Consider the following 25,997-nt stretch of genomic DNA (forward strand, 5'->3'; position numbering starts at 1 on the left):
AAACTAAAAATTATATTAATAGAGGTGCACATGTTTTGGAATTTTAATAAAAAAAATGATTTTGATGATATAGAAAACTTAAAAGAAAAACATAAAGAAGAATTTGAAAAATTTAAGACTGAAACAAATATCAAAAGAACTACAAAACTAGGTATAGTATTGTTTATGGTTAATTTAATGATGTTAGGTGTAGATTTAACAAGCTATAGAAGTATGAGGACAGAGAATATAGGATATTTATATCTTTACTATATTCATATTCTAACAATAGGCCTACTTTTATTTTGGTACATTTTATATTATATTTCTAAAAAATATAAAAAAAATATTAATAGAAAGCTTATTTATGAAATGTTATTAACTATATCTATGGGATCATGTATCCTCATATCATTAAATGATTTAAAAATATCTGGGCAAATATCTGTGTATTTTATTTGGGTATTAATAATATCGGGTGTGTTATATATGGATCCTTTAGAGTCATTTATATTGTATGGAATATCTATAGTTTTTCTAATGCTAGGCATGCATTTTATAGTTTTCAGTAAGGGTTTATTATATTACAACATTTATAATTCTATTGTTGTGGTGATATTTGGATTTATAGTTTCTAATATTATATATAGAGGATTTTTAAGAGATTTTTTAAATAATAAAAGTTTATTAAAAAGTAAAATGGAAGTAGAAGCTGTTAATCAAAAGTTAAAAGAATATGAGAGGTTAAGGACAAATTTCTTTGCAAATATATCTCATGAGCTTAGGACACCTTTAAATGTGATTTATAGCGCCCAACAAATGATAGAGCTTATGGTTAATCAAGAAAATCTAAATAAAAGAAAAATGGAAAGCTATTTAAAAATAACTAAACAAAATTCATATAGGTTAATTAGACTTATAGGAAATCTTATTGATATTACTAAAATAGATGCTTTAAGTTTTGAGGCGACTTTTGTTAACTTAAATATAATAAAAGTAGTTGAAGATATAGCTATGTCTGTAGTTGATTTTGTTGAAAGTAAGGGGCTTACACTTACATTTGACACCGAAGTTGAAGAGAAGATAATATGTTGTGATCCTTATTTGATTGAAAGAATAATGTTAAACCTTTTATCAAATTCAGTAAAATTTACACAAAAAGGTGGGAGTATTTTAGTAAATATACATTTAGAGAACAATTATGTATGTATTTCTGTAAAGGATAACGGAATAGGTATACCAGATGATATGCAAGAATTGATATTTGATAGATTTATTCAAGTAGATGATGTTATAACTAAAAATACAGAGGGGAGCGGAATAGGATTATCATTAGTAAAATCCTTAGTAGAAATGCATTGCGGGAAGATATATCTTAATAGTCAGGAAAATGAGGGGAGTAAATTCGTAATTTGTATACCTGATATTTTAAATAAAGATAGTGGAGAGAAAAGGAATATAACTAATTTAGATGATAACAGGATTGAAAGGATAAATATTGAGTTTTCAGACATTTATGACTAAGTATATAGTGGGCAACTGATTTTAAATCAGTTGTCTTTTTTATAAAAAGAGTCAATATATGTTTGTATTTGTCGTGCGAAAAACTCAAATAAAAGAAGGTAAATAGATAGAATTGTAGAATATTTAATTTTATAGAAAAAAATACATTTTATTACATAAAGGCGTGTATTTATTGATAAAGAGGTGTAAGAGTGGAGTTTTTAAAGTGTATGTGGGGAAAAGAGGCAATCGAGGATATTAAAAAATACAAAACAGAATTCGAAGAACTTAGGACATCAATTAATATTAAAAGGTGTAAGAAAATAGGGGTAATACTATTATTACTTAATACTATTTTAATTATAGCAGATAGAGTGGTGTATGAGCCTATGAGAGCTTTTACACCTAAATATATAAATTTATATTATTCTCACCTTATAGTGTTACATTTAATAATTTTATGGTATATAATTTTATTCTTAAACAGAATATATAAAAAGTTTATAAGTGAAAAAATATTATATAACTTTTTTGCAAACATAATAATATATTGGTGCCTTTTTATGGCTCTAAATGATTTATATATTAATGGACAGATATCTGCATATATAATTTGTGTATTGTCAGTAGCATCTTGTTTATATAGTTCACCAATAGAAGGAGTTATTTTATATTTTGTTTCAACTTCACTTTTTATTTCAGGTTTCTTTATAATAATAGAAAATAATCCAAATCTATTATATGGAAATATAGTTAATTCTGTAATTGTAACTTTTTTTGCATTTATTGTTTCGAAAGTTAATTACATAAGATTTTCTAAGGATTTTATAAGTCAAAAAGATTTATTAAAAAGTAAACGTGACATAGAAGAAAAAAATGAAATTTTAATACATTATGAAAAGTTGAGAAGTGATTTTTTTGCTAATATATCTCATGAATTAAGAACACCTATTAATGTTATTTATAGCGCTGAACAAGTAATGGAACTTAACTTAAGGAAAAGTCAAAACTATGACATGAGTAAATATTTGAAAATGGTTAAGCAAAACTCATTTAGACTTATACGAATTATAAGCAATTTAATAGATATAACCAAAATAGATGCTTTGAGTTTTGATGTAAAATTTAGAAACTTAAATATTGTTAAAGTAGTTGAGGATATCACTATATCTGTTGCAGAATTTATAGAACATAAGGGGCTTACAGTTATATTTGATACTTCTATAGAAGAAAAAGTAATAGCTTGTGATCCTGATTTAATAGAGCGTATAATGTTAAATCTATTATCTAATTCTGTAAAATTTACGAAAAGAGGTGGAAGCATCTTAGTTTCTATCTATATTGAAGAGGACAAGGTGTGTATTTCTGTAAAAGATAGTGGTATAGGAATACCAGATAATATGAAGGAAATAATTTTCGATAGATTTATACAAGTAGATAAATCCACTACTAAAAGCTGCGAAGGAAGTGGGATTGGGTTGTCTCTAGTGAAATCATTAGTAGAAATACATAAGGGAAATATATCATTAAATAGTGTTATTAGTAAAGGTAGTGAATTTATTATTTCTCTTCCTGATGAATTATGTTTTGAAGAAGATATACATGAAAATATTATTAATTTAGATGATAGTCGTATAGAAAAAATTAATATCGAGTTTTCTGACATATATAATTGAGTATGTTATACGACAGAAAATCAAAGGCATGAATATAGTTGAAAGAGAAGCGGTGAAAAAATCTCTTCTTTTTTTATTGCATCTAAAATTACAAATGAGGAAATAAGTTGCAATTAGAACAGGATTAGATTACAATTTAAATAACGGTGTTATAAAAATAAACGTCGTTATTTAAATGGAGGATGATTTATGGCAAGAGAAGATCAAAAAATGAGAAGTGAGATAGTTCGAAAGACTATTTTAGATACAGCATTAGAAATAGGAATAGAAGAAGGATTTGAAGAGGTTTCAATAAGAAAAATAATTAAGAAGATGAAGTATTCCACAGGAATTGTGTATCATCATTTTAAAGATAAACAGGAAATTATAGATGCCATTGAAGAAAATGAAACTAAATGGTTAAGTGCTGAAATAGCAGGATTATTAGATGAAAATAAAAACGTGGTTTGGAATATGGAGAGGATATTTAGAAGAATAATGAGATTAGCTATTGAAGAACCAGAGAAATATAATCTTATAGTTCTTCATAAATATAGTAGAAGACAACCTGATAAACCAAGGTGGTTATCTAGAATAAGCCGGAATCTTAAAAATGACATTCACCTAGGATTGATTAGGGAAATGGATACGGATAAGGCTGCTTTTGCTATTTGGAGTTCATTTTTAGGATTTAATTTAATGATTTCTAGGAATAGGAATCTGACAAGTAAAGAGGCTGAAGAGTTATTTAAAGTTCAATTTGATATTATTTTAAGGGGGATTCTCTATGATAAATAAAATAGGTATTGTGTATGCAAGCAAAACAGGTCATTGTAAAAAAATAGCTAAGGCTATAGGAAAAACTTTAAACATAGAACCTAAGAATATTAAAGATAACTCAATTCTAGAAGATATGGATTTACTCTTTATTGTATCAGGTATTTATGGGGGAGAAAGTCTTCTAGAGGTTTTAAAATTTGCAGAAAATCTAGATAATAAAAAAGTAAAAAGGGTTGCATTAATAACATCTTCAACCTCTAAGAAGAAAGGTCAAGGCAATATACTAAAAGTTTTAGAGGAAAAGAATATTAAAGTTGTTGATGAGCTACTTTCTCAAGGAAGTTTTTTAATCATGAAGCTTGGACATCCAAATAGACAAGATATCAAAGAAGCTGAGGAGTTCTCTATAAGAATTAGAAAAAAATTGGAGGGATAAGATGAAGAAATTACGTATTGTGTTTATTGTTTTAATTATATCAGTAGTTGGAAGTTTTTTACTGATGACAAACAATGCAAAAAAAGAACTAAAAGCAATGGAGTATGAAAAAATTGAAATGAATTTAGTATCAGATGGTATATATAATGGGGAAGTTAATGCAGGCTTAGTTAAGGTGAAGGTAGCCACAATAGTAAAAAATAATGCTATCAAAAAAATAGATATAATCGAACATCAAAAGGGGATGGGTGGTAAGGCAGAAGTCATAACTGACAAAATTATTGAAGAAAATAATTATAATGTAGAGTCTATTAGCGGTGCAACTCTTTCAAGTGAAGCTATAAAAAGTGCTGTAAGTAAGTCTCTTAAAGAAGGATATTCAAAATAACTAAGTAAAGGAGGCATATTATGGTTACTATAATAGCGGATGAAGGGCAAAACAACATAGGTGAAAAACTTTATGAAGATTTTTTGAATAAGGGAATTGAAGTTGATTATATTTCACTTGAGCAAGTAGAAATAAAGCCTTGTGTTAGTTGCGGGGCATGCACTTATAAAACCTATAGAAAGTGTATAGTACGAGATGATGGTGACTGGATTTATCCTAAATGTATAAAGGCTGATGCTTTAATTTTTGTCACACCTATTACATTTGGCAGTTACTCCTTTAAAATAAAGAGAGTATTTGATAAATTCGGATTAATAATGGATGAACATTATTATGTGAAAAACGGAGAAATAGTAAAAGGAGGTAAAAAGGGAGGTGAATTTAAGTTTTTTGCTATAGGGATAAATGAAAATTGTATTGAAGAAGAAATAAAAGCTTTTAAAAATTTAGTTAATGAAAACTTAATTATAACAAGAGGCACAGGAAATTCATATATAGTTGACTCTGAACTTACCTCTGAAATAAGGAGAAAAATCATTGAGGAGGTTTTAAGTGCATGAAAAAAATACTTTTAATAAATGGTAGTCCAAGAAAAACTGGTACAAGTTTTCTCTTAGGAAAAATGTGCTCAGAATATTTAGTGGCTAAAAGTTATGAATGTGAGTTTCTTCATCTATACTCAAGTTTAAATAATATCGATAAACTATATGAAGCTATTAATAAAGCAGATACTATAATAATAAGTGGACCATGTTATGTAAATACTTATCCAGCGGACATGATTGGTTTTTTAGAAAAATTAGCTTTAAATAAGGAAATATTACATGGACAAAGCCTTTATGGAATTATTCAAGGAGGAATGCCCTACTCTCATACTCATGAAAGTGGGTTAAAAATATTAGAGATCTTCGGAAAGAAATGTGGGTTAAATTTTAAAGGTGGTTTTGTAATGGGTATGGGTGCATTGGTTAATGGTGAGCCATTAAATAAATTACCAAACTCAAAAAAGGTTATAAAGCAGTTAAATATATTTTTTGAACATATTTCAAGAGATGAAGTATCACCCTCAGAGGTTTATAGAGAAGCTCAGTTTAAGATGCCGAGTTTAGTATATAAAATTATGAGTGCAGCAATGAATAGAAAGATTGATAGTAATTTAAAAAAGCATGGAATTGATGTGAATCAAAAAAATCCATATTTAACTTAAAATAAAAGAAGCCCCATTTCTGGGGCTTTATAAAGAGTAAAAATAATGATTAAAACTTAGAGATCTTATTATTAATCTAGGTATTAAGATAAAATCATCTAACAATATATACTATGATAGATCTCTTATAATAGATACACTTTATTTTAAATTTTATTCTGTTCTTAAAGCTTCTACTGGATCTTTTTTAGCAGCCATTCTTGCAGGAAGAAGCCCACCAAGTAGTGTAAGTATTACGCTTATGGTTAATAAAGCTAAAGCATGTAGCGGATTTAGCTGTGCAACATTTTGTAATTCTGTCATGTTCTCAATTACTGAATTAACTGGGATAGTAAGAAGGTACGCAATTGTTATTCCTAAAATACCAGATGTAGCACCTATTATAAATGTTTCAGCGTTAAATACACGTGTGATATCTTTTTTTCTTGCACCAAGGGCACGCAGTACTCCTATTTCTTTTGTTCTTTCAAGAACTGATATATAAGTTATAATTCCTATCATGATTAACGAAACCACAAGAGAAATTCCAGCAAATGCAATAAGAACTAAGGTTATAGCATTCATAATACCGCCAGTCATTTCTGTCATAGAACTTGCTAGGTCAGTATATACAATTGTATCTTTAGTAGATTTTCCTTGATTATATTCATCAAGATACTCTAGTACAGCATCTTTTGATTCAAAATCAGTTGGATATAAATAGACCATATAAGGCACTGACTCTCCACCTAAGTATGATAAAAAGGTAGTTTTTCCTGTTTCATCGAACTTTTCCATAGTCATAACATTGTAGTCAACATCACGTTGAGCTTTTACAATTTCTGAATTTATAGAAGAATCTATAACCTTTTGAACTAATTTATCACTATAAGCTATTCCATTACCTACAATTCCAAAAGAAACATCTTCTTTTAATCTCACAATTCCAGATATCTTTAAAGTAATGCTGTTTTTAGAATTATACATTTCATCATAATTTGTACCAGGAAGGAAGTTACCCATCTGAGTTTTTGTGTAAAAATCATCGTTTGTAATTAATTTAAATTCTGTACCTACTATTTCATCAAAATCTATACTATCAATGTCATCTGTATCAAAACCAAGATTTTTTAATACTGCTTGATCAATACGATTTTGATTATCTATAACCAACACTAATCCTGTTTCATCTTGTGGATATTCACCAGATAGAAGGTCATAGTTTTTTTCTAAATAAGAAACTGAAGAGCTATCTAAAGGCTCAGGATATGAGGATAAGCCAACTCCACCTCCCATGCCAGCGCCAATTCCCTGATTATCAGAATTATTAATACCTATAGCTAATGATACAGGTGAAGTTATTCCAGATTTTTCTCTAAGTATGTTCATACCAGTCATACGAGTATAACCTATACTGTTTAAAATCTTTGGATCTATAGCTTTAACATAGTCAACATAATCCTCTGTTATAATGTTTGTATGAGTTAAAGCGCCCTCTTTAGGATCATAAAGCTTAACTTCTTTAGAATCTTCTATTGAGATAGAGGAATCTTTTTTACTCATTTCACCACGCATTTTTTCTAAACTTTCTTCGTCTGTGTTCATAGCTGTTTGAGAAATTATAATAGGGAATTCTGAAAGAGCATCTTTTTGGAATTTATCTATTTGAATTTGAAAACCTGACGAAAGGCTAAGAATCATAGCTATTCCAATAATACCAATACTTGATGCAAATGCAGTAAGTGCAGTTCTCCATTTTTTAGTAGAAATATTTTTTGCAGATAATTTTAAAGCAGTTGCAAAGCTCATGCTTGTTTTCTTTAGGGAGTATCCTTTTTCTTCTTTAACATTTTCATAAGGATTAGAATCATCTACTATCTGACCATCTTTAAACTTTACAATACGGTCAGCATATTGTTCTGCAAGTTCTGGATTATGGGTAACCATAATAACTAACTTATCATCAGCTATTTCTTTAATTAAGTCCATAATCTGTTCACTAGTTGATGTATCTAATGCCCCTGTAGGTTCATCAGCTAAGATTATATCAGGGTCATTTGCAAGAGCACGAGCTATGGCAACTCTTTGCATTTGTCCACCGGAAAGTTGATTTGGTTTTTTGTGGACATGATCTTTTAGCCCAACCTTTTGTAAAGCTTCTAAAGCCTTTTTATGCTTTTCAGCTGATGAAACACCACTTAAAGTCATTCCCATCTCAACATTATCTATAATACTTAAATGGGTAATAAGATTATAACTTTGAAATATAAACCCAACACTATTATTACGGTAAGCATCCCAGTCAGAATCTTTAAACTCCTTAGTTGATTTGCCGTTAATAATTAAATCGCCACTATCATACTTATCAAGGCCCCCTATTATGTTTAGGCAGGTAGTTTTTCCAGAACCACTTTGTCCTAAGATTGCCACAAATTCGTTTTTTCTAAAATTTACGCTTACATTGTTTAATGCTACTTGAGTAAAATCACCAGTAGTATAGCTTTTTTTAATATTTTTTAACTGAAGCATTACATCGTCTCCTTACTATTTTTATCCGATAGCTAGCATCCATAATACTCCCACGCACTGTGTGAAAGCGACTATGCCAAATATAAAATTTGGAATATCTGCTTTTCTTCAAGTGGGCGATAACGGATGCACGCTCCTGGATTAGTTCAACTAAATTCAGCTGGAGTATAAAAACTCCACCTGAAAAGTTTCACTTTATTGCTGTAGGTGAAGTATAAAATAGAATTATTAACTCAATGTTAACTAAAATATATATCTATTTGTAGTTTACATTGAGTTAACAAAATTTAAATAAGATATAATAGTAGATATAATATAAGAAAAGTAAGTAGGTGGATTTAGATATGTTTAACATAATGGTAGTTGAAGATAATGATAATACAAGAAAACTAATGGAAGCTGTGCTTTTAGAAAATGGATATAAACCTATTTTGGCAAGGGATGGTTTAGAAGCTTTAGATATTTTAGATAAACAACATATAGATTTAATAGTATTAGATATTATGATGCCGAATATGAACGGATATGAACTTACAAAGGAGCTTAGAGAAGCTAGGTTTAATTTACCCATTTTAATGGTGACTGCAAAGGAAAGTCCTTCAGATAAAAAACAAGGTTTTATATTTGGAACAGATGATTATATGGTAAAACCAGTGGATGAAGAAGAGATGATTTTACGTATAGCGGCTTTACTTAGGCGTTCTAAAATAGCTAGTGAGCATAAACTTGTTTTTGGAGAAACTGAGCTTAATTATGATGAACTTACAGTTAAACAAAAAGGTAAAGTTGAATTATTGCCTCAAAAGGAATTTATGTTATTATTCAAATTATTATCTTATCCAAATAAGATTTTTACAAGGAGACAGCTTATGGATGAGATTTGGGGTATGGATAGCGATACAGATGGGAGAACAGTTGATGTACATATTAATAGATTGAGAGAAAAGTTTAAAGATAATGAGGATTTTCAGATCATTACCGTGCGTGGACTTGGATATAAGGCGGTGAAAGCAGAATGAAAAGATTAAAAAGTATGAATGCGGCTCTAGTTGTAATAGTATTTATTATAATGATTTCTTCTGCTTTATTATCTGGAATTTTAATTATTATTCTAGATAAGTCAAATCTTATGCCTCCAAATGGAGCAGGTCCAATATATTTATTAATAGTGGGTCTTATAGTCAGCACTATAATAGGAACAATACTTACATTTCCAGTGGCAAAATTTTTTTTGAAACCACTTAATGAGTTGATTTTTGCAACAAGAGAGATAACAAAAGGAAATTTTAACATAAAGGTGAAAGAACTAAAGAGAAAATACGAACTTGGAGAGCTTATTGATAGTTTTAATAGTATGACAAATGAGCTTAATAGTATAGAAATGTTTCGTAAGGACTTTATTAATAACTTTTCACATGAATTTAGAACCCCTATAGTATCCATAAGAGGATTTGCAAGACAACTTCATAAAGCTTCCTTAACAGAAAATCAGAGGCTTGAATACACAGATATAATTATTAGAGAATCAGAAAGACTTGCCAATATGTCGTCAAATGTTTTATTATTAACTAAACTTGAAAATCAAGCTATCATTACAGACAAAAACCATTTTTCCTTGGATGAACAGATTAGAAATTGCATACTTCTTCTACAGATGCAGTGGGAGAAAAAAGAGATTGAATTTACTATAGAATTAGAACCTATAGAATTCTATAGCAATGAAGAAATGTTATCTCATGTATGGCTTAATTTATTAAGTAATGCCATAAAATTTAGTCATAAAAATGGAGAGATATTAGTTAAAAGTTATTACGAAGGAAATGATATTAAAGTTAAAATATCAGATAATGGTATAGGCATGAGCGATAACGTAGCTGTGCATATTTTTGAAAAATTTTATCAAGGGGATTTAGCCCATGTATCTGAGGGAAATGGACTTGGATTATCCTTAGTTAAAAGAATAGTTGATTTATGCCAGGGAAAAATATCAGTAAAGAGTAAGCCCGAAAAAGGAACAGAGTTTATTGTTAGGCTTCCTAGTTAGTTTTAAAATTGGAGGAGAAAGTAGATGAATTTTAATAAAAGAAATATCATGGATATCGCTAAGTATTTATTCTTAGCTTTATTTGTAGTCTTAGTAGTAAAATATTCAGAAAACATTTTTTCAAAGATAGGAAATATAAGTAGTGCAACAGTACCTCTAATTTCTGGATTAGCAATGGCATATGTTCTAAACATATTGATGAAAAAGCTTGAAAAAATATATTTTCCTAAATCAAAGAATGAAATCATAAATAAATCTAGGAGAGCAGTCTGTATATTTCTAGCTATACTTTTGATTATATTTATATTAGTAATAGTGGCTTTAATAGTAATCCCCGAATTAGTAAATGCAATTTCTGTTATAATAGCAGCTATACCAAAATCTGTAGATGATATTATTAAGTTTATAGATACTAATAGTGATAAATATGAAGTCATTGAAAATACATTAACAACCTTGCAAATAGATATAAATGAGATATCAAGGGGTGTTATGACTTTCGCATCAAGTTTACTTACAGGAGTTCTTAACTCAATTATTTTATTTGCATCAACAATGGCAAATAGCCTAATAAATTTTATAATTTCACTTGTATTTGCAATCTATGCACTTGCAAACAAGGAAAAACTATCCTATCAGATAAAAAAAGTAATGAAAGCATTCTTAAAAAATAAAAGTATAGAGAAAATTAACTATGTATTTCATGTTATAAATGAGTCCTTTTCAAATTTTATTGTAGGGCAATGTGTAGAAGCTGTTATTATAGGTGGATTATGTACGGCAGGAATGTTTGTCTTTAGGTTTCCTTATGCTGTTACAGTTGGAGTTTTTATAAGCGTTACAGCTTTAATACCAATAGTAGGAGCATATTTAGGTGCGGCATTAGGTGCATTTATAATTCTTACAGTAAGCCCACTTAAAGCAGTATTATTTTTGCTTTATATAACTATACTTCAGCAATTAGAAAATACTTTAATTTATCCTAAAGTTGTTGGATCAAGTATAGGATTACCGGGTATTTGGGTTTTTGCTGCAATAACTATAGGGGCAGGACTTGGAGGAATAGTTGGAATGCTTTTAAGTGTACCAGTAGCTGCAACTATTTATAAATTATTTGTAGATAAAGTAAATAAGCGGTTAATAGAGCAGGAAATGAAGAAAGAATAATTGAGATGAGCTATAGTTATATGGCTCATTTTTTTGTTAAAATTGCTGCAACCCGCATAAACACTATATATTCTTAAGAATATTTATTCTTTTATTCTTAAGAAGTTTTCTTCTTTTGTTTTTAAGAAGCTTTAAATTTTTATGATCGGAACATTCTGGTATAGCCATTAAGAGTTGTAGATAAAAACAAGAAATTGTAGTAAAATTCAATATAGAATAACTATTGGAGGAAAAGACATGATAACAGGTGAATTGCGTAGCAAGATAGATAGGATTTGGGAAACATTTTGGACAGGTGGTATCACTAATCCATTAGAGGTAATAGAACAGTTTACATATCTTTTATTTATAAAAGGTTTAGATGATAATGAGACAATAAAAGAAAATGAAGCAGTATTTTTAGGGATAGATTTTGAAGGAACTTTTTCTAAAGATAAGCAACATTTAAGATGGGGAAAATTTAAAAATGAAGAAGCAGGAGAAATGTATAGAATAGTTTCAGAAGAAGTTTTTCCATTTATAAAGAATCTTCATGGAGATGAGGCATCTGCATATTCAAAATATATGGGAGATGCAATATTTAAAATACCAACTCCATTAATGTTATCAAGGATAGTAACTGGAATAGACAACATAGACATGTCAGAAGGAGATACTAAAGGAGATCTTTATGAATACTTATTATCAAAGGTAGCTACGGCAGGTACAAATGGACAATTCAGAACTCCAAGACATATCATTGATATGATTGTCAAATTAATGAAGCCAACTCCAACAGATATAGTAGTAGATCCTGCCTTTGGTAGCGGTGGATTTTTAGTTGAGTCACAACAATATTTAAGAGAATATCATAGTGATTTATTTTTAGTAAGTGAACTAAGAGAACATTTTAATAATGGAATGTTTAATGGTTTTGATATGGATAGGACTATGCTAAGGATAGGGGCTATGAATATGATGCTTCATGGTGTAGATAATCCTAACATAGAATATAAAGACTCACTTTCTGAAGTTAATACGGATAAAGAGAAATATACATTAGTTCTTGCAAATCCTCCATTTAAAGGTAGCTTAGACTATGAAGCAGTATCAGCAGATCTTTTAAAGATTACTAAAACTAAGAAAACAGAGCTTTTATTTTTGGCCTTATTTTTAAGAATATTAAAAACAGGTGGAAGATGTGCATCAATAGTTCCAGATGGTGTGTTATTTGGATCAACAGGTGGACATAAGAGCATAAGACAAGAGATTGTTGATAATCATAAATTAGAAGCTATTATAAGTATGCCAAGTGGAGTATTTAAGCCTTATGCAGGAGTTTCTACAGCAATTATGATATTTACTAAAACTGGTACTGGTGGAACTGATAAGGTATGGTTTTATGATATGAAGGCAGATGGATATTCCTTAGATGATAAGAGAGCAAAAGTAGAAGCTAATGATATTCCAGATATAATAGGAAGATTTAATAATTTAGAAATTGAGAAGGATAGAAAAAGAACTGAAAAAAGCTTTTTTGTTCCTGTAGAAGAGATAAGAGAAAATGGTTATGATCTTTCTATTAATAAATATAAGGAAATAGAGTATGAGGAAGTGGTTTATGATGCTCCAAGTGTTATTTTAGGGAGGATTAAGGAACTTGAGAAGGAAATAACTCAGGGATTAGAAGAGTTAGAAAGAATGCTTGAGGTGTAGGTTATGAGTTTTAATTATAAAATATTAGGGGATATTGCAACATATATTAATGGATATGCTTTTAGACCAGAACAATGGGTAACGGAAGGAAGACCAATTATAAGGATACAAAATTTAAATAATGAAAATGCAGAATATAATTATTTTAGTGGTGAAATTGATGATAAATATATAGTTACAAATGGTGATATATTAATTTCATGGTCAGCAAGTATAGGAGTATATGAATGGGAAAATAATGAAGCAGTTCTGAATCAACATATTTTTAAAGTTAAATTTGATAAAGAATATATAGATAGAAGATATTTTAAACATATTGTGGGAATTGCATTAATTAAAGCTGTACAGTATATGCATGGTTCAACAATGAAACATATTACAAAAAAGTATTTTGATGATATACAAATACCTGTACCAAGTGTAGATATTCAAGAGAAAATTGCAAATATTTTGGATCAAGCTCAAGAATTAATTAATAAAAGAAAAAAACAAATACAAGAATTAGATGAATTAGTCAAATCGAGATTTATCGAGATGTTTGGGGACCCTATAAATAATCCTAAGGAGTGGGAAGTTAAAAAATTAAAAAATATATCAACTAAAATACTAAGCGGAAATACCCCAAAAGGTGGAAGTGAAGTTTATGTTGATGAAGGAATTATGTTTTTTAGAAGTCAAAATGTTTGGAAAAATAAATTGGTTCTTGATGATATAGCATATATAGATAAAGAAACTCATAATAAAATGCTAAAAAGTAGCCTAAAAAATAGAGATATCTTAATGACTAAAACTGGTAGAATAAATACTGAAAATAGTAGTTTAGGTAGAGCTGCTATGTTTTTAGGAGAAGATGATAGTGCAAATATCAATGGGCACGTTTATTTGATAAGGTTACAAAAGGGAGAAATTATTGAATTTGTCTTATTTATTCTTACAACTAATGAATATAGGGATTATATAAGAAGTGTATGTGTTGGAGGAATAGATAAGAGACAAATAAATAAAGAACATTTAGAAGAATTCCCTATAATTTATCCACCAATAGAACTTCAGAACCAGTTTGCAACTTTCGTCAACCAAGTCAACAAATTGAAATTTGAAGCACAAAATAGTCTAACTGAACTGGAGAATAACTTTAATTCATTAATGCAAAGAGCATTCAGTGGGAAACTATTTAATTAAAAGGTTCAAAGAAATCAGGTTATTTTAGTAATAGAATAGAAAAAGTTATTGACGATAGGGATTTATTAGCATTAAATAAGGAATTACTAGTTTTATAAATGTCAAGAATAATACAGTCTGAATTCTATAATGAGAGGATGATTGTATTGGAAAAAATCATAATTGAAATTAAGCAGCAAATGATAAAATCCCTTAACAATATGCAAATGGAAGAGCTACATAAAGCATTAACAAAAGTCTTTGAAGGATTAACATTTATAAGTGAAGATAATAACAAGAGTTTAAACAAGGAAGAAGTTGATTATTGTAATATTTTTATTTGTGCTAAGCGAGTAGAAGGATGTTCTGAAAAAACACTAAAGTATTATAAATCAACTATAGAGAATATGCTTAAGAAGCTACAGAAACCTGTTAAACATATTACAACAGAAGATTTAAGGGGGTATTTAGCTGAATACCACAAAATGAGTAATTGTAGTAAGGTTTCTATTGATAATATTAGAAGAATTTTATCAACTTTTTTTTCTTGGCTTGAGGATGAAAATTATGTCTTAAAAAGTCCGGTGAGGAGAATTCATAAAATCAGAACTGGAAAAATAGTAAAAGAAATATATACTGATGAGAGCCTAGAAATAATGCGTGATAAGTGTGAAGAGATACGTGATCTCGCAATTATAGATTTACTAAGCGCAACTGGAATGCGTGTAGGAGAATTAGTGAAGTTAAATATAGAAGATATAGATTTTAATGAGAGAGAATGTATTGTTCAAGGAAAAGGAGATAAACAAAGAAGAGTTTATTTTGATGCAAGAACTAAAATACATTTACAAAACTATCTAGATAGCAGGAATGATGATAATAAAGCTCTATTTGTATCATTGATTGAGCCATATAATAGGCTGAAGATTAGTGGAGTCGAAATTAGGATGAGATCCTTAGGAAAAAGGCTTAATATAAACAAGGTTCATCCTCATAAATTTAGAAGAACTCTTGCTACTAGAGCAATTGATAAGGGTATGCCAATCGAGCAGGTTCAACACCTGTTGGGGCATCAAAAGATAGATACAACCCTTCAATATGCAATGGTAAGCCAAAATAATGTTAAGATTTCACATAGAAAATATATAGGATAAAATATAATCTCTCTAGATATTTTACTTACACTGTAAAGGCGTCATTTTAAGCCTCATTAGATTCATTAAATTATTATCATGTTTTATAAAAAGTTAAACACCATATTGCTGTAGAAGCCGTTTCTCAGGCTTCATTAAATTCATTCTTTTCAAGATTATGTCTAATAAAAAGTTAAACACCATACTGCTGTAGAGGCTTCTTCCCAAGACTCATTAGATTCGTTAAATTATTATTATGTTTTATAAAAAGTTAAATGTTTAAAAAGTTAAATGTTTAAAAAGTTAAAAAGTTAAAAAGAAAAACATTTAAACATTTAAACATTTAAAAAGAAAAATGTTTAAAAAGTTAAACACCTTGCTGCTGTAGAGGCTTCTTCCCAAGCCTCATTAGATTCATTAGATTATTATGGTGCTAGTATAAAATTGTGGACACAAAATAATTAAAAATATTAAACTATAATTATTAAGTTAGGAGTGTGGTTAAAAAGGAAAATTTAATAGAAAAAATATCGTATATAACGAAAAACAAGAGGAAGAGAATAATAAATCTATAAAAAATAGCTGTGTAGCTAAGCTCCTAGAGTCAAATCGAGATTTATCGAGATGTTCGGTGAGGGAAAGTTTCCATTAGCAAAAGTAGAAGAAGTTTGTGAATATATTACTAAGGGAACGACACCAAAATCGAATGAGATTATAGACGAATTTGGTGAAGGGTTTGTTCCATACCTAAAAGTATATAATTTAAGTTTTGATGGAAGTATGTTATTTGAGGATAAGCCACAATATGTTACATTAGAAACTCATAATAAGTTATTAGCGCGTTCTAAAGTATATCCTAATGATGTTTTAATGAACATAGTAGGTCCGCCATTGGGTAAGTTCGCAATTGTTCCTAATATATTTAGTGAATGGAATATAAATCAAGCAATAGCTATATTTAGAGCTACCAATAAAATTAATCCATTATACTTACTACATTCTTTAAAGCAACCAAGAGTATTAAAACCATTCATTGATTCAGCAGTAGGGGTGAGACAGCAAAACTTAAGTTTACTGCAATGTAGGAATTTAGAAATACCCTTACCACCAATTGAAAAACAAAATCAATTTGCTGATTTCATTAAACAAATCGACAAATTGAAATTTGAAATACAGAATAGTATAAATATCATTATTAAAGCTGATTTTCATGCAAAATTTAAAAAGTCTTAGGGTAATCTGAGGCTTTTTTTCTTTTATAATACTACTGCTATATGGTAATATAAATATAATATGGATTATATAAACATCGAATTACTTTAGGGTAGTAGGGGGATGAAAGGGTTTGTGTACTAACTTTGAGTTTTTAAAAGATAAAAAGGAATTTAGTAGTTTTTCAAATGCTTGTATCGAGGCTGAAAAAAGTATAGTGGTAGGTCCAGCGACAACTGCTATTTTAACCAGAAGAGCTTTAGAACTAGCTGTAAAGTGGGTTTATTCTTATGATGAATATTTGAAATTACCTTATCAAGATAACATAAGTAGCTTAATTCACAATGATACGTTTCTTGAACTTATTGATAGTGAAATGTTACCAATGATTAAATTTACTATTAAACTTGGTAATGTAGCTGTTCATACTAATTCAAATATAACAAGGGAAGAAGCAATTCTTTCATTACATAACCTTTACCAATTTATAAATTGGATCGATTATTGTTATAGTGATGACTTTAAAGAAAAAGAATTTGATGAAGCCCCACTTCTTAAAGGAGAAGAAAAGAGAACAAGGCCAGAGGAACTTAGAAACCTTTATGAAAAGTTAAGTTCAAAGGATAGAAAACTTGAAGAAATTGTAAAAGAAAATGAAACCTTAAGAAGAGAACTTACTCAAAAAAGAAAAGATAATACTGAAAGTCATGATTTTAAAATAGATGAAATAAGTGAATTTAAGACAAGAAAAATATATATAGATGTAGAACTTAAACTTGCTGGTTGGGATTTTAAGAAAGATGTAAGCGAAGAACTTGAACTTTTTGGAATGCCAAACAGTTCAGAAAAAGGTTATGCTGACTATGTACTTTATGGAGATAATGGTAAACCGCTAGCAGTCATAGAAGCTAAAAGGACAAGTAAGGATCCTAAAATCGGACAACAACAAGCTAAATTATATGCTGATTGTTTAGAGAGACAGTATAGTCAAAGACCAGTAATATTCTTTTCTAACGGCTTTGAAAGTTATATATGGGATGATTACAGTGGATATTCGGAGAGACGAGTTTATGGTTTTTTCAAGAAAGATGAACTTCAATTAATGGTTGATAGAAGATTTACTAAGAAAAGTTTAGGGAATGTAACTATAAAAGATAGTATATCAAATAGATATTATCAAAAGGAAGCAATTACAGCGATATGCGAATCATTAGAAAGAAGACAAAGAAAATTACTATTAGTAATGGGAACTGGTACAGGTAAGACAAGAACAGCTATATCTATTGTTGATGTTTTGGCAAGGAATAATTGGATTAAAAACGTATTGTTTTTGGCAGATAGAACTGCATTAGTAAAGCAAGCTAAAAGGAATTTTTCTAAGTTATTACCGGATTTAGCATTATGTAACTTACTTGATAATAGAGATAATCCAGAAGAAGCAAGAATGATATTTTCCACTTATCCAACCATGATGAATGCTATTGATGATACAAAATCAAAAGATGGTAAAAGATTATTTACCTGTGGTCACTTTGATTTAATAGTGGTTGATGAATCTCACAGAAGTATATATAGAAAATATAAGGCTATATTTGACTATTTTGATGCTATCTTATTAGGGCTTACTGCTACTCCAAAAGATGAAATAGACAAGAATACTTATACTATTTTTGACATGGAAAATGGAGTGCCTACATATGCCTATGAACTTGAGAAGGCAGTAGAAGATGGTTATCTTGTTGATTATAAAACTATTGAAGTTAAATCCAAAATAATGGAAGATGGCATTAAATATGACGAATTATCAGAAGAGGATAAAAAAGAATATGAAGAAAAATTTGATGATGATGAGAATATTGGAGAAGAAATTAGCAATACAGCTGTAAATGATTGGCTATTTAATAACGACACAATTGATTTAGTTATAAACAAGCTTATGGAAAAAGGATTAAGGATAGAAGGCGATGAAAAGTTAGGGAAGACTATTATTTTTGCTAAAAGTCATAAGCATGCACTAGCCATAAAAGAAAGATTTGATATATTATACCCAGAACATGGAACTAATTTCTCAAAAGTTATTGATAATAAAATCAACTATGTTGATAGTTTAATTGATGATTTTTCAGATAAAGACAAAATGCCACAAGTTGCAATAAGTGTAGATATGCTTGATACAGGGATAGATATTCCAGAAATATTGAATCTTGTTTTCTTCAAAAAAGTAAGATCTAAAACTAAATTCTGGCAGATGATAGGAAGAGGAACACGTCTTTGCCAAGACTTATTAGGAATAGAACAAGACAAAAATATGTTCTTAATATTTGATTTTTGTAATAACTTTGATTTCTTTAGAGCAAACCCAAAAGGATTTGAAGGAAACTTAGGACAAACTTTAAGTGAAAGAATATTTAATTTGAAAGTGGATTTAATAAAAGAACTTCAGGATATTAGATATGATGAAGAAGAATATATAAATTATAGAATTAAATTATTAGAAGAAGCTCTAATAGGAATTAATTCACTTAATGAAGAAAATTTTAGGGTTAGAATGAATTTATACTATGTTCATAGATATAAGAATAAAAAAGAATGGGAAGCACTTGGAGCGATCACCACTAAGGATATAAAACAATACATTTCACCTCTTATAATGTCATTAAAGGATGATGAATTATCAAAGAGATTTGACTTAGTTATGTATACAATAGAACTTGCAAATCTTCAAGGAAATAATGCTACTAGACCTATAAATATTGTTATTGATACAGCGGAACAACTATCAAAGCTTGGCACAATACCAGAAGTAAGAGAGCAAAAATATATAATTGATAGTGTAAGAACAGAGGAATTTTGGGGAAATGTAAATTTATTTGAACTTGATGAGGTTAGACAAACTTTAAGAGGTTTATTAAAGTATTTGGAAAAAGAAAATCAAAAAGTATATCATACAAATTTCGAAGACTTTGTTATTAAAGAAGAGTCAAATGGAGCTATTTATGATGTAAATAACCTCAAGAATTATAGAAAAAAAGTTGAATACTACTTAAAAGAGCATGAAAATGAAATAGCTATATATAAGCTTAAAAATAATAAACAGTTAACTAAAGATGATTTAGAAACACTTGAAGCTATTATGTGGATTGAGCTTGGGACACAAGCGGATTATGAAAAAGAATTTGGACAGATGCCTGTAAATAAATTAGTTAGACAGTTAGTTGGATTAAATAGAACTGCGGCAAATGATCTTTTTTCAAAATTCTTGACCAATCAATCTCTAAATTCTAAGCAGATACATTTCGTAAAATTAATAGTAGATTATGTAGTTAAAAATGGACTTATAGACGATAATAAAATACTACAGCAAGAGCCATTTAGAAATGTTGGAAGCATAGTTGAGCTTTTTAAAAATAATATGGATGATGCAAGAGATATAATGGGAGTTATAGCAGACATAAAGAAAAATGCAGAAATAATTGTATAGAGAAACTTCTAGAAACTATTTTAAAATAAATATAATTTTAAAAGAATCTACCTTGTTTGTAGATTCTTTATTTTACGAATAAATACTATAGGAAAAGCATCATTAATCTCTGCAACCCGCATAAACACTATATATTCTTAAAAATATTTATTCTTTTATTCTTAAAAAGTTTTATTCTTTTGATTTTAAGAAGCTTTAAATTTTTACTTTTATATTTATTACATTGACTAATGGTAGACAAAGTTGTAATATGTTTATATATAGGAAAACAAAAATGAAATTAGTTTGCATATGGAGTGGGTGTTATGAATGATAAAAGTGATTTGAATTTAATTCAAAGTATTAAGAGTACACTAGACTTTCAGTTTAAAATATGTATGCAAATTCTTGAGATGCATTTGGATAAGCTTGAAGATGAAGAGTATCTATGGAAACCAACATCAAAGGGGTTGCATATAGTTAACAAAAATAATAAATGGAGTGTTGATTGGCCAGAAACAGAAGAATATACTATTGGACCTCCAAATATCGCTTGGATTACTTGGCATATAAGATTTTGGTGGTCAATGGTTTTAAATAATTCATTTGGAGCTGGCACTTTGACTCGAGAAGATGTGAAGGGTTTAGGAAGTTCAAAGGATACTATAGAAAATATAAAATATCTTTCTGATAAATGGATAGAGAAAATAAATAGTTTATCTGATGATGATCTTATTTCAAGTAAATTAACTAAATGGCCATTTGAAGATAGACCGTTTCATGAACTTGTTGCTTGGCTTAATTTAGAGCTGATGAAAAATGCTTCAGAAATAGGTTACTGTAGATTTCTTTATGGAGTTAAAGATAAAATAAACTATATATAAATTTTTTATAATAGAGAACTCAAAATAAGTTATAAATAGTTAAGGTAATTAGATTTTTATCTTAACCATTTATAACCTTCTTTTTAGAATGGACATCAATACTAAATTTTGTTTCTATAAGACCTAAAGAAAGTTCTGATTTCTTCAGCCAAAAGCTCAGGCTCTTCCATAGCAGTAAAGTGTCCACCACTTGCCATTGTTGTCAAATGAGTAATATTTAGATTACGTTTAGCCCATTCTTTAGGTGGTAGTAGTATATCAGATGGGAAAAGAGCTAAACCTGTTGGTACATCTATAGGTCTCATTGGAGGTAAAGAGTTCATATTCTCATAATACATATTTGCAGAGGAGCCTATAGTATTTGTAACCCAATAGATCATTATGTTAGTAAGTAATTCATCTTTACTAAATCTTGTTCTCAAATCACCATTACAATCACTCCACCCACGGAATTTTTCAATAATCCAAGCAGCTAAACCTACAGGTGAGTCAGAAAGCCCATAAGAAATAGTTTGCGGTTTTGTAGATTGAATGGACATATAACCTCCTTCATCTGAAATCCACTTTAGGGCATTTTTTTTGTAATTTAATTCTTCTTCAGAAAGTTTACTAATATCATCATTAGAAGAGATTAGCTCTCTAATAATCCCTATATCAGTTAAGTGAATTCCAACTAGAAGTTCTGGATGATTTAATGCTAAATATCTAGTAACACCAGATCCTATGTCTCCTCCAGCTGCAGCAAATTTTTTATATCCAAGTTTTTCAGTCATTAACTTTGCCCAAAGTTTAGAAACAATATAATTATTTATACCATCACGCTTTAGTGGACTGGAAAATCCGAATCCAGGTATTGATGGAACTACTACATCAAAAGAGTCTTTGGGATCTCCACCATAACTAGCGGGATCAGTAAGAAGAGGTATAATTTTCTGATACCTTATAAAGCTGTCTGGCCATCCATGGGTAAGAATAATTGGTAGTGGATTTGGTCCCTTACCTTTTTTATAAATAAAGTGAATATCTATTCCGTCAATAGTACATTTAAATTGAGGAAAATCGTTTAATTTCCTTTCTTGTGATTTCCAATCAAATTCTTCTTTCCAATATTGGATAAGGGATTTTAAATAATCAATATCAGTGCCGCGATCCCAACTTGAGTATTTTAAGTGGTCTGGCCAGCGGACATGGTGTAGTTTGTATTTTAAATCATCAAGTATTTCATCAGATACTTGAATATTAAATGGTTCAATAGTCATAATGAAGCTCCTTTCGTATTAAGTATAATTTCATTGTTCAATAATAGTGTAGCATTTAGAGATTATGATACAATGTTATAAATGAAACTTTAAGCTATACTATTTGTTAATGGAGGGTTTTTTATGCCACAAGATGATCGCTATAAAAATAGACCTGTGTTTATTGAATTTGTTGTAAATGAGAATTTTATTAATCTCCCATACAAAGAGAGGTTCACTATAATTTTAATTACTAGTGGAAGCATTAAATTACAACTAAATGATCGTCCTATTAAAATTGTAGCTCCAAGTGTTCTTTGTTTATCTATAGAGGATAGGGTAAAGGTTATTGAACAACATAATTTATCAGCGCAATCATTTTCTTTCCATCCTGATTTTTTTAATACAGCACGTTTTTTAGAGAGTAAAGGGTACTTATCAACTAGTCTAAAAATAGAATCTGGACTTTCACTTTTTAATAGAGAAAATAACCAAGTTTGTGTATATAATTTAACTGAAAATGTCTATCCAAAATTGTATGAATGGTTTTTTATTATGGGTATGGAGGTATACGCTCAAAGCGACTCACTTTGGGTGTGTAGAATAAAAAGGTATTTGATACAGATATTAGAGTTGATTGAAGAGTTAAGTAATTATAAGGAACAAACACCAGTTAATTTAGTATTGGAGTATATACATGTAAACTATTCAGAGAAAATAATGTTAGAAGATTTAACAAAATGTGCTCATTTAAATAGAGTGTCATTAAATAAAATGTTTCAAGAGTTATGTGGATTAACTGCAATGGGGTACTTACTAGAATACCGTTTGAAAGTTTCAGAAACACTTTTAACACATACAGATATGAGTTTAAATGAAATTGCACGTGCAACGGGCTTTGAATATGATACCTATTTTATAAAACAATTTATTTCAAAAAAGTCCATGACACCAACTAAGTATAGAAATGCCTCTCGTGAATTTGCAAAGGTATTATAAACTTGAATTATAATAAATGAATCTGATAGAGGAATTAATTCAATTATTCTATCAGATTTTTTCATAATTAAGATAGAATTAAGCTCACCTAAAATCAAAATTAAAGAGAACATTATAAGATTATAGTGAAATAAACTTAAGAGGTGAGTAAAATGAGTAGATATATCGTTGAAACAAAAGATCTAGTTAAGGTGTTTAATAAAGTTAAGAGTGTTGATAATGTTAATTTAAAGATAAAAGAGGGAGAGATATATGGATTTTTAGGCCCTAATGGAGCTGGAAAGTCAACAACTATAAAGATGTTATTAGGACTTATAAGAGCTAATAGTGGTGAGGTATATATTTTTGGAAAATCAATTAAAGAAAATAGAGAAGAGATTTTAAAAAACATAGGAGCTTTAGTTGAAAGCCCATCCTATTATGGACATTTAACTGCCTATGAGAATCTTGATATCTTAAAAAGAATGTTAAAGCTTAATAAGGAAGAGATTGAAGAGAAACTAAAACTTGTGAATCTGTGGGAAGAGAGAAATAAAAAAGTTAATGAGTTTTCTTTAGGAATGAAGCAGAGACTTGGGATAGCGCAGGCTCTTATGGGAAACCCAAAACTTTTAATTTTAGATGAACCGACTAATGGTTTAGATCCTGCTGGAATAATAGAAATTAGAAATCTAATAAGATATTTAGCTAAAGAAAAGAAAATTACCATAATTATTTCAAGTCATATATTGAATGAGATTGAGTTAGTAGCAACTGAGGTTGGAGTAATAAATAAAGGAAAACTACTATATCAAGGATCTCTAGAGGATTTAAAGAAAAACTCTACTAATGAAGTAATAATAGGACTAGAAAAGAAGGAAGACAAGGCTTTAACTATGAAGCTTTTATTAGCTAGAGGATATAGGGTAGAAGAGGAGAACCTAAGACTAAAAATTAAAGGAAATAACCTATCTCCTTCAAAAATTTGTAGAGAGGTTGTAATGGGGGGATATTCGTTAAACTATTTAACTGAAGAAAAAACTTCATTAGAGGAAATTTTCTTAGGACTTACTAAGGAGGAAAAGGTATGCTAATGGATTTAATAAAAAACGAGTTTATAAAAGAGAAAAGAAATTTAGTTATTTTGTTTATACTTGTGATTCCAATAGGAGTCTCAGCTCTCTTGGTGTTTGATTTTTTAATAAGGTATGAAAGTTGGCTTTTACCACAAGCTACCTTAAAAGGATTAACCTCTTGGCAAGTTTTAATAAAAGAGCAAAGGATATTGTATTTTAATGATAATATGCCCCTATTTGCTTCACTTATCTTAGTTACTTTATTTGAAAGTGAATATAAGAATAACGCATGGACATTTTTATTAACTAAACCTATAAAAAGAAACAGTATTTTAAATGCAAAAGTTATTGTGGCTGTATTTTATTCAATAATTATGCTTTTACTAAATGTATTTTCCTTGATAATAGTTGGACTGATATTTAAATTCAAAGAGCCTATTCCTTGGAGATTTTTTATAATAATGTTCTCTATTCAATTAATATCAACTTTAGTAATAATGACTATACATTTATTTATAAACCTAAAAAACAAAAACTTACTGATATCCATTGGAGTGGCAGCAGTACTTAGTGCGCTTTCTTCCAATATATATCATAGTGAAACTTTCATCAGAAATATAAATCCCTATGGTTTTTCTTTATTTTCTATAACTCAAGGGCGAAATGAGATAACTATCGTTTTAATAATTTCAGCAGCCATTCTTATAGTAGGCTCATCTTTAGTTAGAAAATATTTTGAAAATAAAGAAATATATTAGGAGGATTAAGAAATGGAATTATTAAAAGTAGAATTTTTAAAAATTAAGAAAAGCTCTTTATTGTTTACAGCCTTGGCTGTTCCAATAGCTATAGTTTTAATATTTATAAAAAAGGCACAAAGCCTAGCTATAAATGGGTTAGAAATTAATGAAGCTATAATTATGTTTTCTTCAATTACCTTTATAGCCTTAGGACTCCCCTTACTAAATACATTTACTGCATGCATAATAACAAAGGTTGAAAATGATAATAATGGCTGGAAACAACTAATGCTTATGCCTATTAAGAAAAGTAGTATTTACTTCACAAAATATAAGATTATGTTATTAACTTTAGCCGCTTCAATAGTTTCTTATCTTCTAGCAGTAATTTTAGGAGGATTTTTTATAAGTAAAAAAATAGACTTAAGTATATTAGTTGTTGGAATTGAAATATTTATAACTTCACTTCCAGTAATAATTCTTTTATTTATAATAGGAAGAAATTTTATGAGCATAATACCAGTTATTTCTGCTGGAGTTGTTATGATGATTACAAATATTTTTATAGCTCAAAGTAGATTTTGGATTTATGCTCCTTGGACATACGCATTATCAATTACAAATGGGGCAATAAGTTCCTATGAGAAGTATATAGCTATAGGTGCCTCCTTAGTTTTAGCTTTTTTATTATTTGCACTAGATTATATAAGCTTTAAGGAATCGGATATAATGTAAGGGTGAACTATGGTAAAA

At 29.0% G+C, this 25,997-nt stretch carries 22 protein-coding genes; 20 read left to right on the plus strand and 2 right to left on the minus strand.

Annotated elements, in window-relative coordinates; genetic code table 11:
- The first annotated feature begins 30 nt into the window (after window positions 1-30).
- The 7 genes from B3N22_RS11035 (at window position 31) to B3N22_RS11065 (ending at window position 5,948) form a co-directional block, all read left to right on the plus strand.
- A complete protein-coding gene (locus B3N22_RS11035) occupies window positions 31-1,503 on the plus strand; it encodes a sensor histidine kinase (protein WP_286907068.1) in 1,473 nt (490 codons plus the stop codon).
- A 191-nt stretch (window positions 1,504-1,694) separates the two neighbouring features.
- Window positions 1,695-3,158, plus strand: a complete 1,464-nt coding sequence (locus B3N22_RS11040) for a sensor histidine kinase (RefSeq protein ID WP_286907070.1) — start codon at window positions 1,695-1,697, stop codon at window positions 3,156-3,158.
- 189 nt (window positions 3,159-3,347) lie between these two features.
- Complete coding sequence (locus tag B3N22_RS11045; protein ID WP_286907072.1) at window positions 3,348-3,935, plus strand: TetR/AcrR family transcriptional regulator; 588 nt, start codon at window positions 3,348-3,350, stop codon at window positions 3,933-3,935.
- Window positions 3,925-4,353, plus strand: a complete 429-nt coding sequence (locus B3N22_RS11050; protein ID WP_286907074.1) for a flavodoxin domain-containing protein — start codon at window positions 3,925-3,927, stop codon at window positions 4,351-4,353. The genes B3N22_RS11045 and B3N22_RS11050 overlap by 11 nt, the downstream gene beginning before the upstream one ends.
- Window position 4,354: 1 nt before the next feature.
- The gene (locus B3N22_RS11055; protein ID WP_286907076.1) at window positions 4,355-4,741 is read left to right on the plus strand and encodes an FMN-binding protein; all 387 of its coding nucleotides are present in this window, start codon (window positions 4,355-4,357) and stop codon (window positions 4,739-4,741) included.
- Window positions 4,742-4,761: 20 nt separating this feature from the next.
- Window positions 4,762-5,301 (plus strand): flavodoxin family protein, encoded by a 540-nt coding sequence (locus B3N22_RS11060; RefSeq protein WP_286907078.1) that lies wholly within the window; start codon window positions 4,762-4,764, stop codon window positions 5,299-5,301.
- On the plus strand, window positions 5,298-5,948 hold the full coding sequence (locus tag B3N22_RS11065; protein WP_286907080.1) for an NAD(P)H-dependent oxidoreductase: 651 nt from the start codon (window positions 5,298-5,300) through the stop codon (window positions 5,946-5,948). Before B3N22_RS11060 ends, B3N22_RS11065 begins: the two co-directional genes overlap by 4 nt.
- Window positions 5,949-6,101: 153 nt before the next feature.
- Here B3N22_RS11065 and B3N22_RS11070 read toward each other — a convergent pair whose 3' ends face one another.
- The gene (locus tag B3N22_RS11070; RefSeq protein WP_286907082.1) at window positions 6,102-8,456 is read right to left on the minus strand and encodes an ABC transporter ATP-binding protein/permease; all 2,355 of its coding nucleotides are present in this window, start codon (window positions 8,454-8,456) and stop codon (window positions 6,102-6,104) included.
- A 344-nt stretch (window positions 8,457-8,800) separates the two neighbouring features.
- Between B3N22_RS11070 and B3N22_RS11075 the strand changes: the two genes are divergently transcribed.
- The 9 genes from B3N22_RS11075 (at window position 8,801) to B3N22_RS11115 (ending at window position 21,212) form a co-directional block, all read left to right on the plus strand.
- On the plus strand, window positions 8,801-9,475 hold the full coding sequence (locus tag B3N22_RS11075; protein ID WP_286907084.1) for a response regulator transcription factor: 675 nt from the start codon (window positions 8,801-8,803) through the stop codon (window positions 9,473-9,475).
- Window positions 9,472-10,500 (plus strand): HAMP domain-containing sensor histidine kinase, encoded by a 1,029-nt coding sequence (locus tag B3N22_RS11080; protein ID WP_286907085.1) that lies wholly within the window; start codon window positions 9,472-9,474, stop codon window positions 10,498-10,500. Before B3N22_RS11075 ends, B3N22_RS11080 begins: the two co-directional genes overlap by 4 nt.
- A 24-nt stretch (window positions 10,501-10,524) precedes the next feature.
- A complete protein-coding gene (locus B3N22_RS11085) occupies window positions 10,525-11,667 on the plus strand; it encodes an AI-2E family transporter (protein ID WP_286907087.1) in 1,143 nt (380 codons plus the stop codon).
- A gap of 237 nt (window positions 11,668-11,904) precedes the next feature.
- Window positions 11,905-13,362 carry a type I restriction-modification system subunit M gene (locus B3N22_RS11090; RefSeq protein ID WP_286907089.1) on the plus strand — a complete coding sequence of 486 codons (1,458 nt, stop codon included), beginning with the start codon at window positions 11,905-11,907 and terminating at the stop codon, window positions 13,360-13,362.
- Window positions 13,363-13,365: 3 nt separating this feature from the next.
- A complete protein-coding gene (locus B3N22_RS11095; protein ID WP_286907090.1) occupies window positions 13,366-14,544 on the plus strand; it encodes a restriction endonuclease subunit S in 1,179 nt (392 codons plus the stop codon).
- A gap of 137 nt (window positions 14,545-14,681) precedes the next feature.
- Window positions 14,682-15,677: a site-specific tyrosine recombinase/integron integrase gene (gene xerA, locus B3N22_RS11100; protein WP_286907368.1), complete on the plus strand. Its 996-nt coding sequence runs from the start codon at window positions 14,682-14,684 to the stop codon at window positions 15,675-15,677.
- A gap of 603 nt (window positions 15,678-16,280) precedes the next feature.
- Window positions 16,281-16,889, plus strand: coding sequence for a restriction endonuclease subunit S (locus B3N22_RS11105; RefSeq protein WP_286907092.1), 609 nt, complete (start codon window positions 16,281-16,283; stop codon window positions 16,887-16,889).
- Window positions 16,890-17,001: 112 nt separating this feature from the next.
- Entirely contained in the window at window positions 17,002-20,349 is a 3,348-nt protein-coding gene (locus B3N22_RS11110; RefSeq protein ID WP_286907093.1) for a DEAD/DEAH box helicase family protein, read from the plus strand.
- Between the two features lie 305 nt (window positions 20,350-20,654).
- Complete coding sequence (locus tag B3N22_RS11115; RefSeq protein ID WP_286907095.1) at window positions 20,655-21,212, plus strand: DinB family protein; 558 nt, start codon at window positions 20,655-20,657, stop codon at window positions 21,210-21,212.
- A gap of 101 nt (window positions 21,213-21,313) precedes the next feature.
- On the opposite strand, the gene B3N22_RS11120 is transcribed toward B3N22_RS11115, so the two are convergent.
- Entirely contained in the window at window positions 21,314-22,471 is a 1,158-nt protein-coding gene (locus B3N22_RS11120; RefSeq protein WP_286907097.1) for an epoxide hydrolase family protein, read from the minus strand.
- Window positions 22,472-22,594: 123 nt separating this feature from the next.
- Between B3N22_RS11120 and B3N22_RS11125 the strand changes: the two genes are divergently transcribed.
- The 4 genes from B3N22_RS11125 (at window position 22,595) to B3N22_RS11140 (ending at window position 25,979) form a co-directional block, all read left to right on the plus strand.
- Window positions 22,595-23,449: a helix-turn-helix domain-containing protein gene (locus B3N22_RS11125; protein ID WP_286907099.1), complete on the plus strand. Its 855-nt coding sequence runs from the start codon at window positions 22,595-22,597 to the stop codon at window positions 23,447-23,449.
- A 152-nt stretch (window positions 23,450-23,601) separates the two neighbouring features.
- Entirely contained in the window at window positions 23,602-24,522 is a 921-nt protein-coding gene (locus B3N22_RS11130; RefSeq protein ID WP_286907101.1) for an ABC transporter ATP-binding protein, read from the plus strand.
- Window positions 24,516-25,262 (plus strand): ABC transporter permease, encoded by a 747-nt coding sequence (locus B3N22_RS11135; protein ID WP_286907102.1) that lies wholly within the window; start codon window positions 24,516-24,518, stop codon window positions 25,260-25,262. Before B3N22_RS11130 ends, B3N22_RS11135 begins: the two co-directional genes overlap by 7 nt.
- Before the next feature lie 12 nt (window positions 25,263-25,274).
- Complete coding sequence (locus B3N22_RS11140) at window positions 25,275-25,979, plus strand: ABC transporter permease (protein ID WP_286907104.1); 705 nt, start codon at window positions 25,275-25,277, stop codon at window positions 25,977-25,979.
- Window positions 25,980-25,997: the final 18 nt, after the last annotated feature.

This window comes from Clostridium sp. UBA1652, from assembly GCF_002320975.1.
Lineage (GTDB): Bacteria > Bacillota > Clostridia > Clostridiales > Clostridiaceae > Clostridium_T > Clostridium_T intestinale.

Coding starts and splice junctions, on each gene's coding strand:
- B3N22_RS11060 (WP_286907078.1), top strand. CDS start 4,762: ATGGTTACTATAATAGCGGATGAAGGGCAAAACAACATAGGTGAAAAA.
- B3N22_RS11035 (WP_286907068.1), top strand. CDS start 31: ATGTTTTGGAATTTTAATAAAAAAAATGATTTTGATGATATAGAAAAC.
- B3N22_RS11120 (WP_286907097.1), bottom strand. CDS start 22,471: ATGACTATTGAACCATTTAATATTCAAGTATCTGATGAAATACTTGAT.
- B3N22_RS11075 (WP_286907084.1), top strand. CDS start 8,801: ATGTTTAACATAATGGTAGTTGAAGATAATGATAATACAAGAAAACTA.
- B3N22_RS11125 (WP_286907099.1), top strand. CDS start 22,595: ATGCCACAAGATGATCGCTATAAAAATAGACCTGTGTTTATTGAATTT.
- B3N22_RS11050 (WP_286907074.1), top strand. CDS start 3,925: ATGATAAATAAAATAGGTATTGTGTATGCAAGCAAAACAGGTCATTGT.
- B3N22_RS11065 (WP_286907080.1), top strand. CDS start 5,298: ATGAAAAAAATACTTTTAATAAATGGTAGTCCAAGAAAAACTGGTACA.
- B3N22_RS11055 (WP_286907076.1), top strand. CDS start 4,355: ATGAAGAAATTACGTATTGTGTTTATTGTTTTAATTATATCAGTAGTT.
- B3N22_RS11135 (WP_286907102.1), top strand. CDS start 24,516: ATGCTAATGGATTTAATAAAAAACGAGTTTATAAAAGAGAAAAGAAAT.
- B3N22_RS11045 (WP_286907072.1), top strand. CDS start 3,348: ATGGCAAGAGAAGATCAAAAAATGAGAAGTGAGATAGTTCGAAAGACT.
- xerA (WP_286907368.1), top strand. CDS start 14,682: ATGATTGTATTGGAAAAAATCATAATTGAAATTAAGCAGCAAATGATA.
- B3N22_RS11085 (WP_286907087.1), top strand. CDS start 10,525: ATGAATTTTAATAAAAGAAATATCATGGATATCGCTAAGTATTTATTC.
- B3N22_RS11090 (WP_286907089.1), top strand. CDS start 11,905: ATGATAACAGGTGAATTGCGTAGCAAGATAGATAGGATTTGGGAAACA.
- B3N22_RS11130 (WP_286907101.1), top strand. CDS start 23,602: ATGAGTAGATATATCGTTGAAACAAAAGATCTAGTTAAGGTGTTTAAT.
- B3N22_RS11095 (WP_286907090.1), top strand. CDS start 13,366: ATGAGTTTTAATTATAAAATATTAGGGGATATTGCAACATATATTAAT.
- B3N22_RS11080 (WP_286907085.1), top strand. CDS start 9,472: ATGAAAAGATTAAAAAGTATGAATGCGGCTCTAGTTGTAATAGTATTT.
- B3N22_RS11105 (WP_286907092.1), top strand. CDS start 16,281: ATGTTCGGTGAGGGAAAGTTTCCATTAGCAAAAGTAGAAGAAGTTTGT.
- B3N22_RS11140 (WP_286907104.1), top strand. CDS start 25,275: ATGGAATTATTAAAAGTAGAATTTTTAAAAATTAAGAAAAGCTCTTTA.
- B3N22_RS11115 (WP_286907095.1), top strand. CDS start 20,655: ATGAATGATAAAAGTGATTTGAATTTAATTCAAAGTATTAAGAGTACA.
- B3N22_RS11070 (WP_286907082.1), bottom strand. CDS start 8,456: ATGCTTCAGTTAAAAAATATTAAAAAAAGCTATACTACTGGTGATTTT.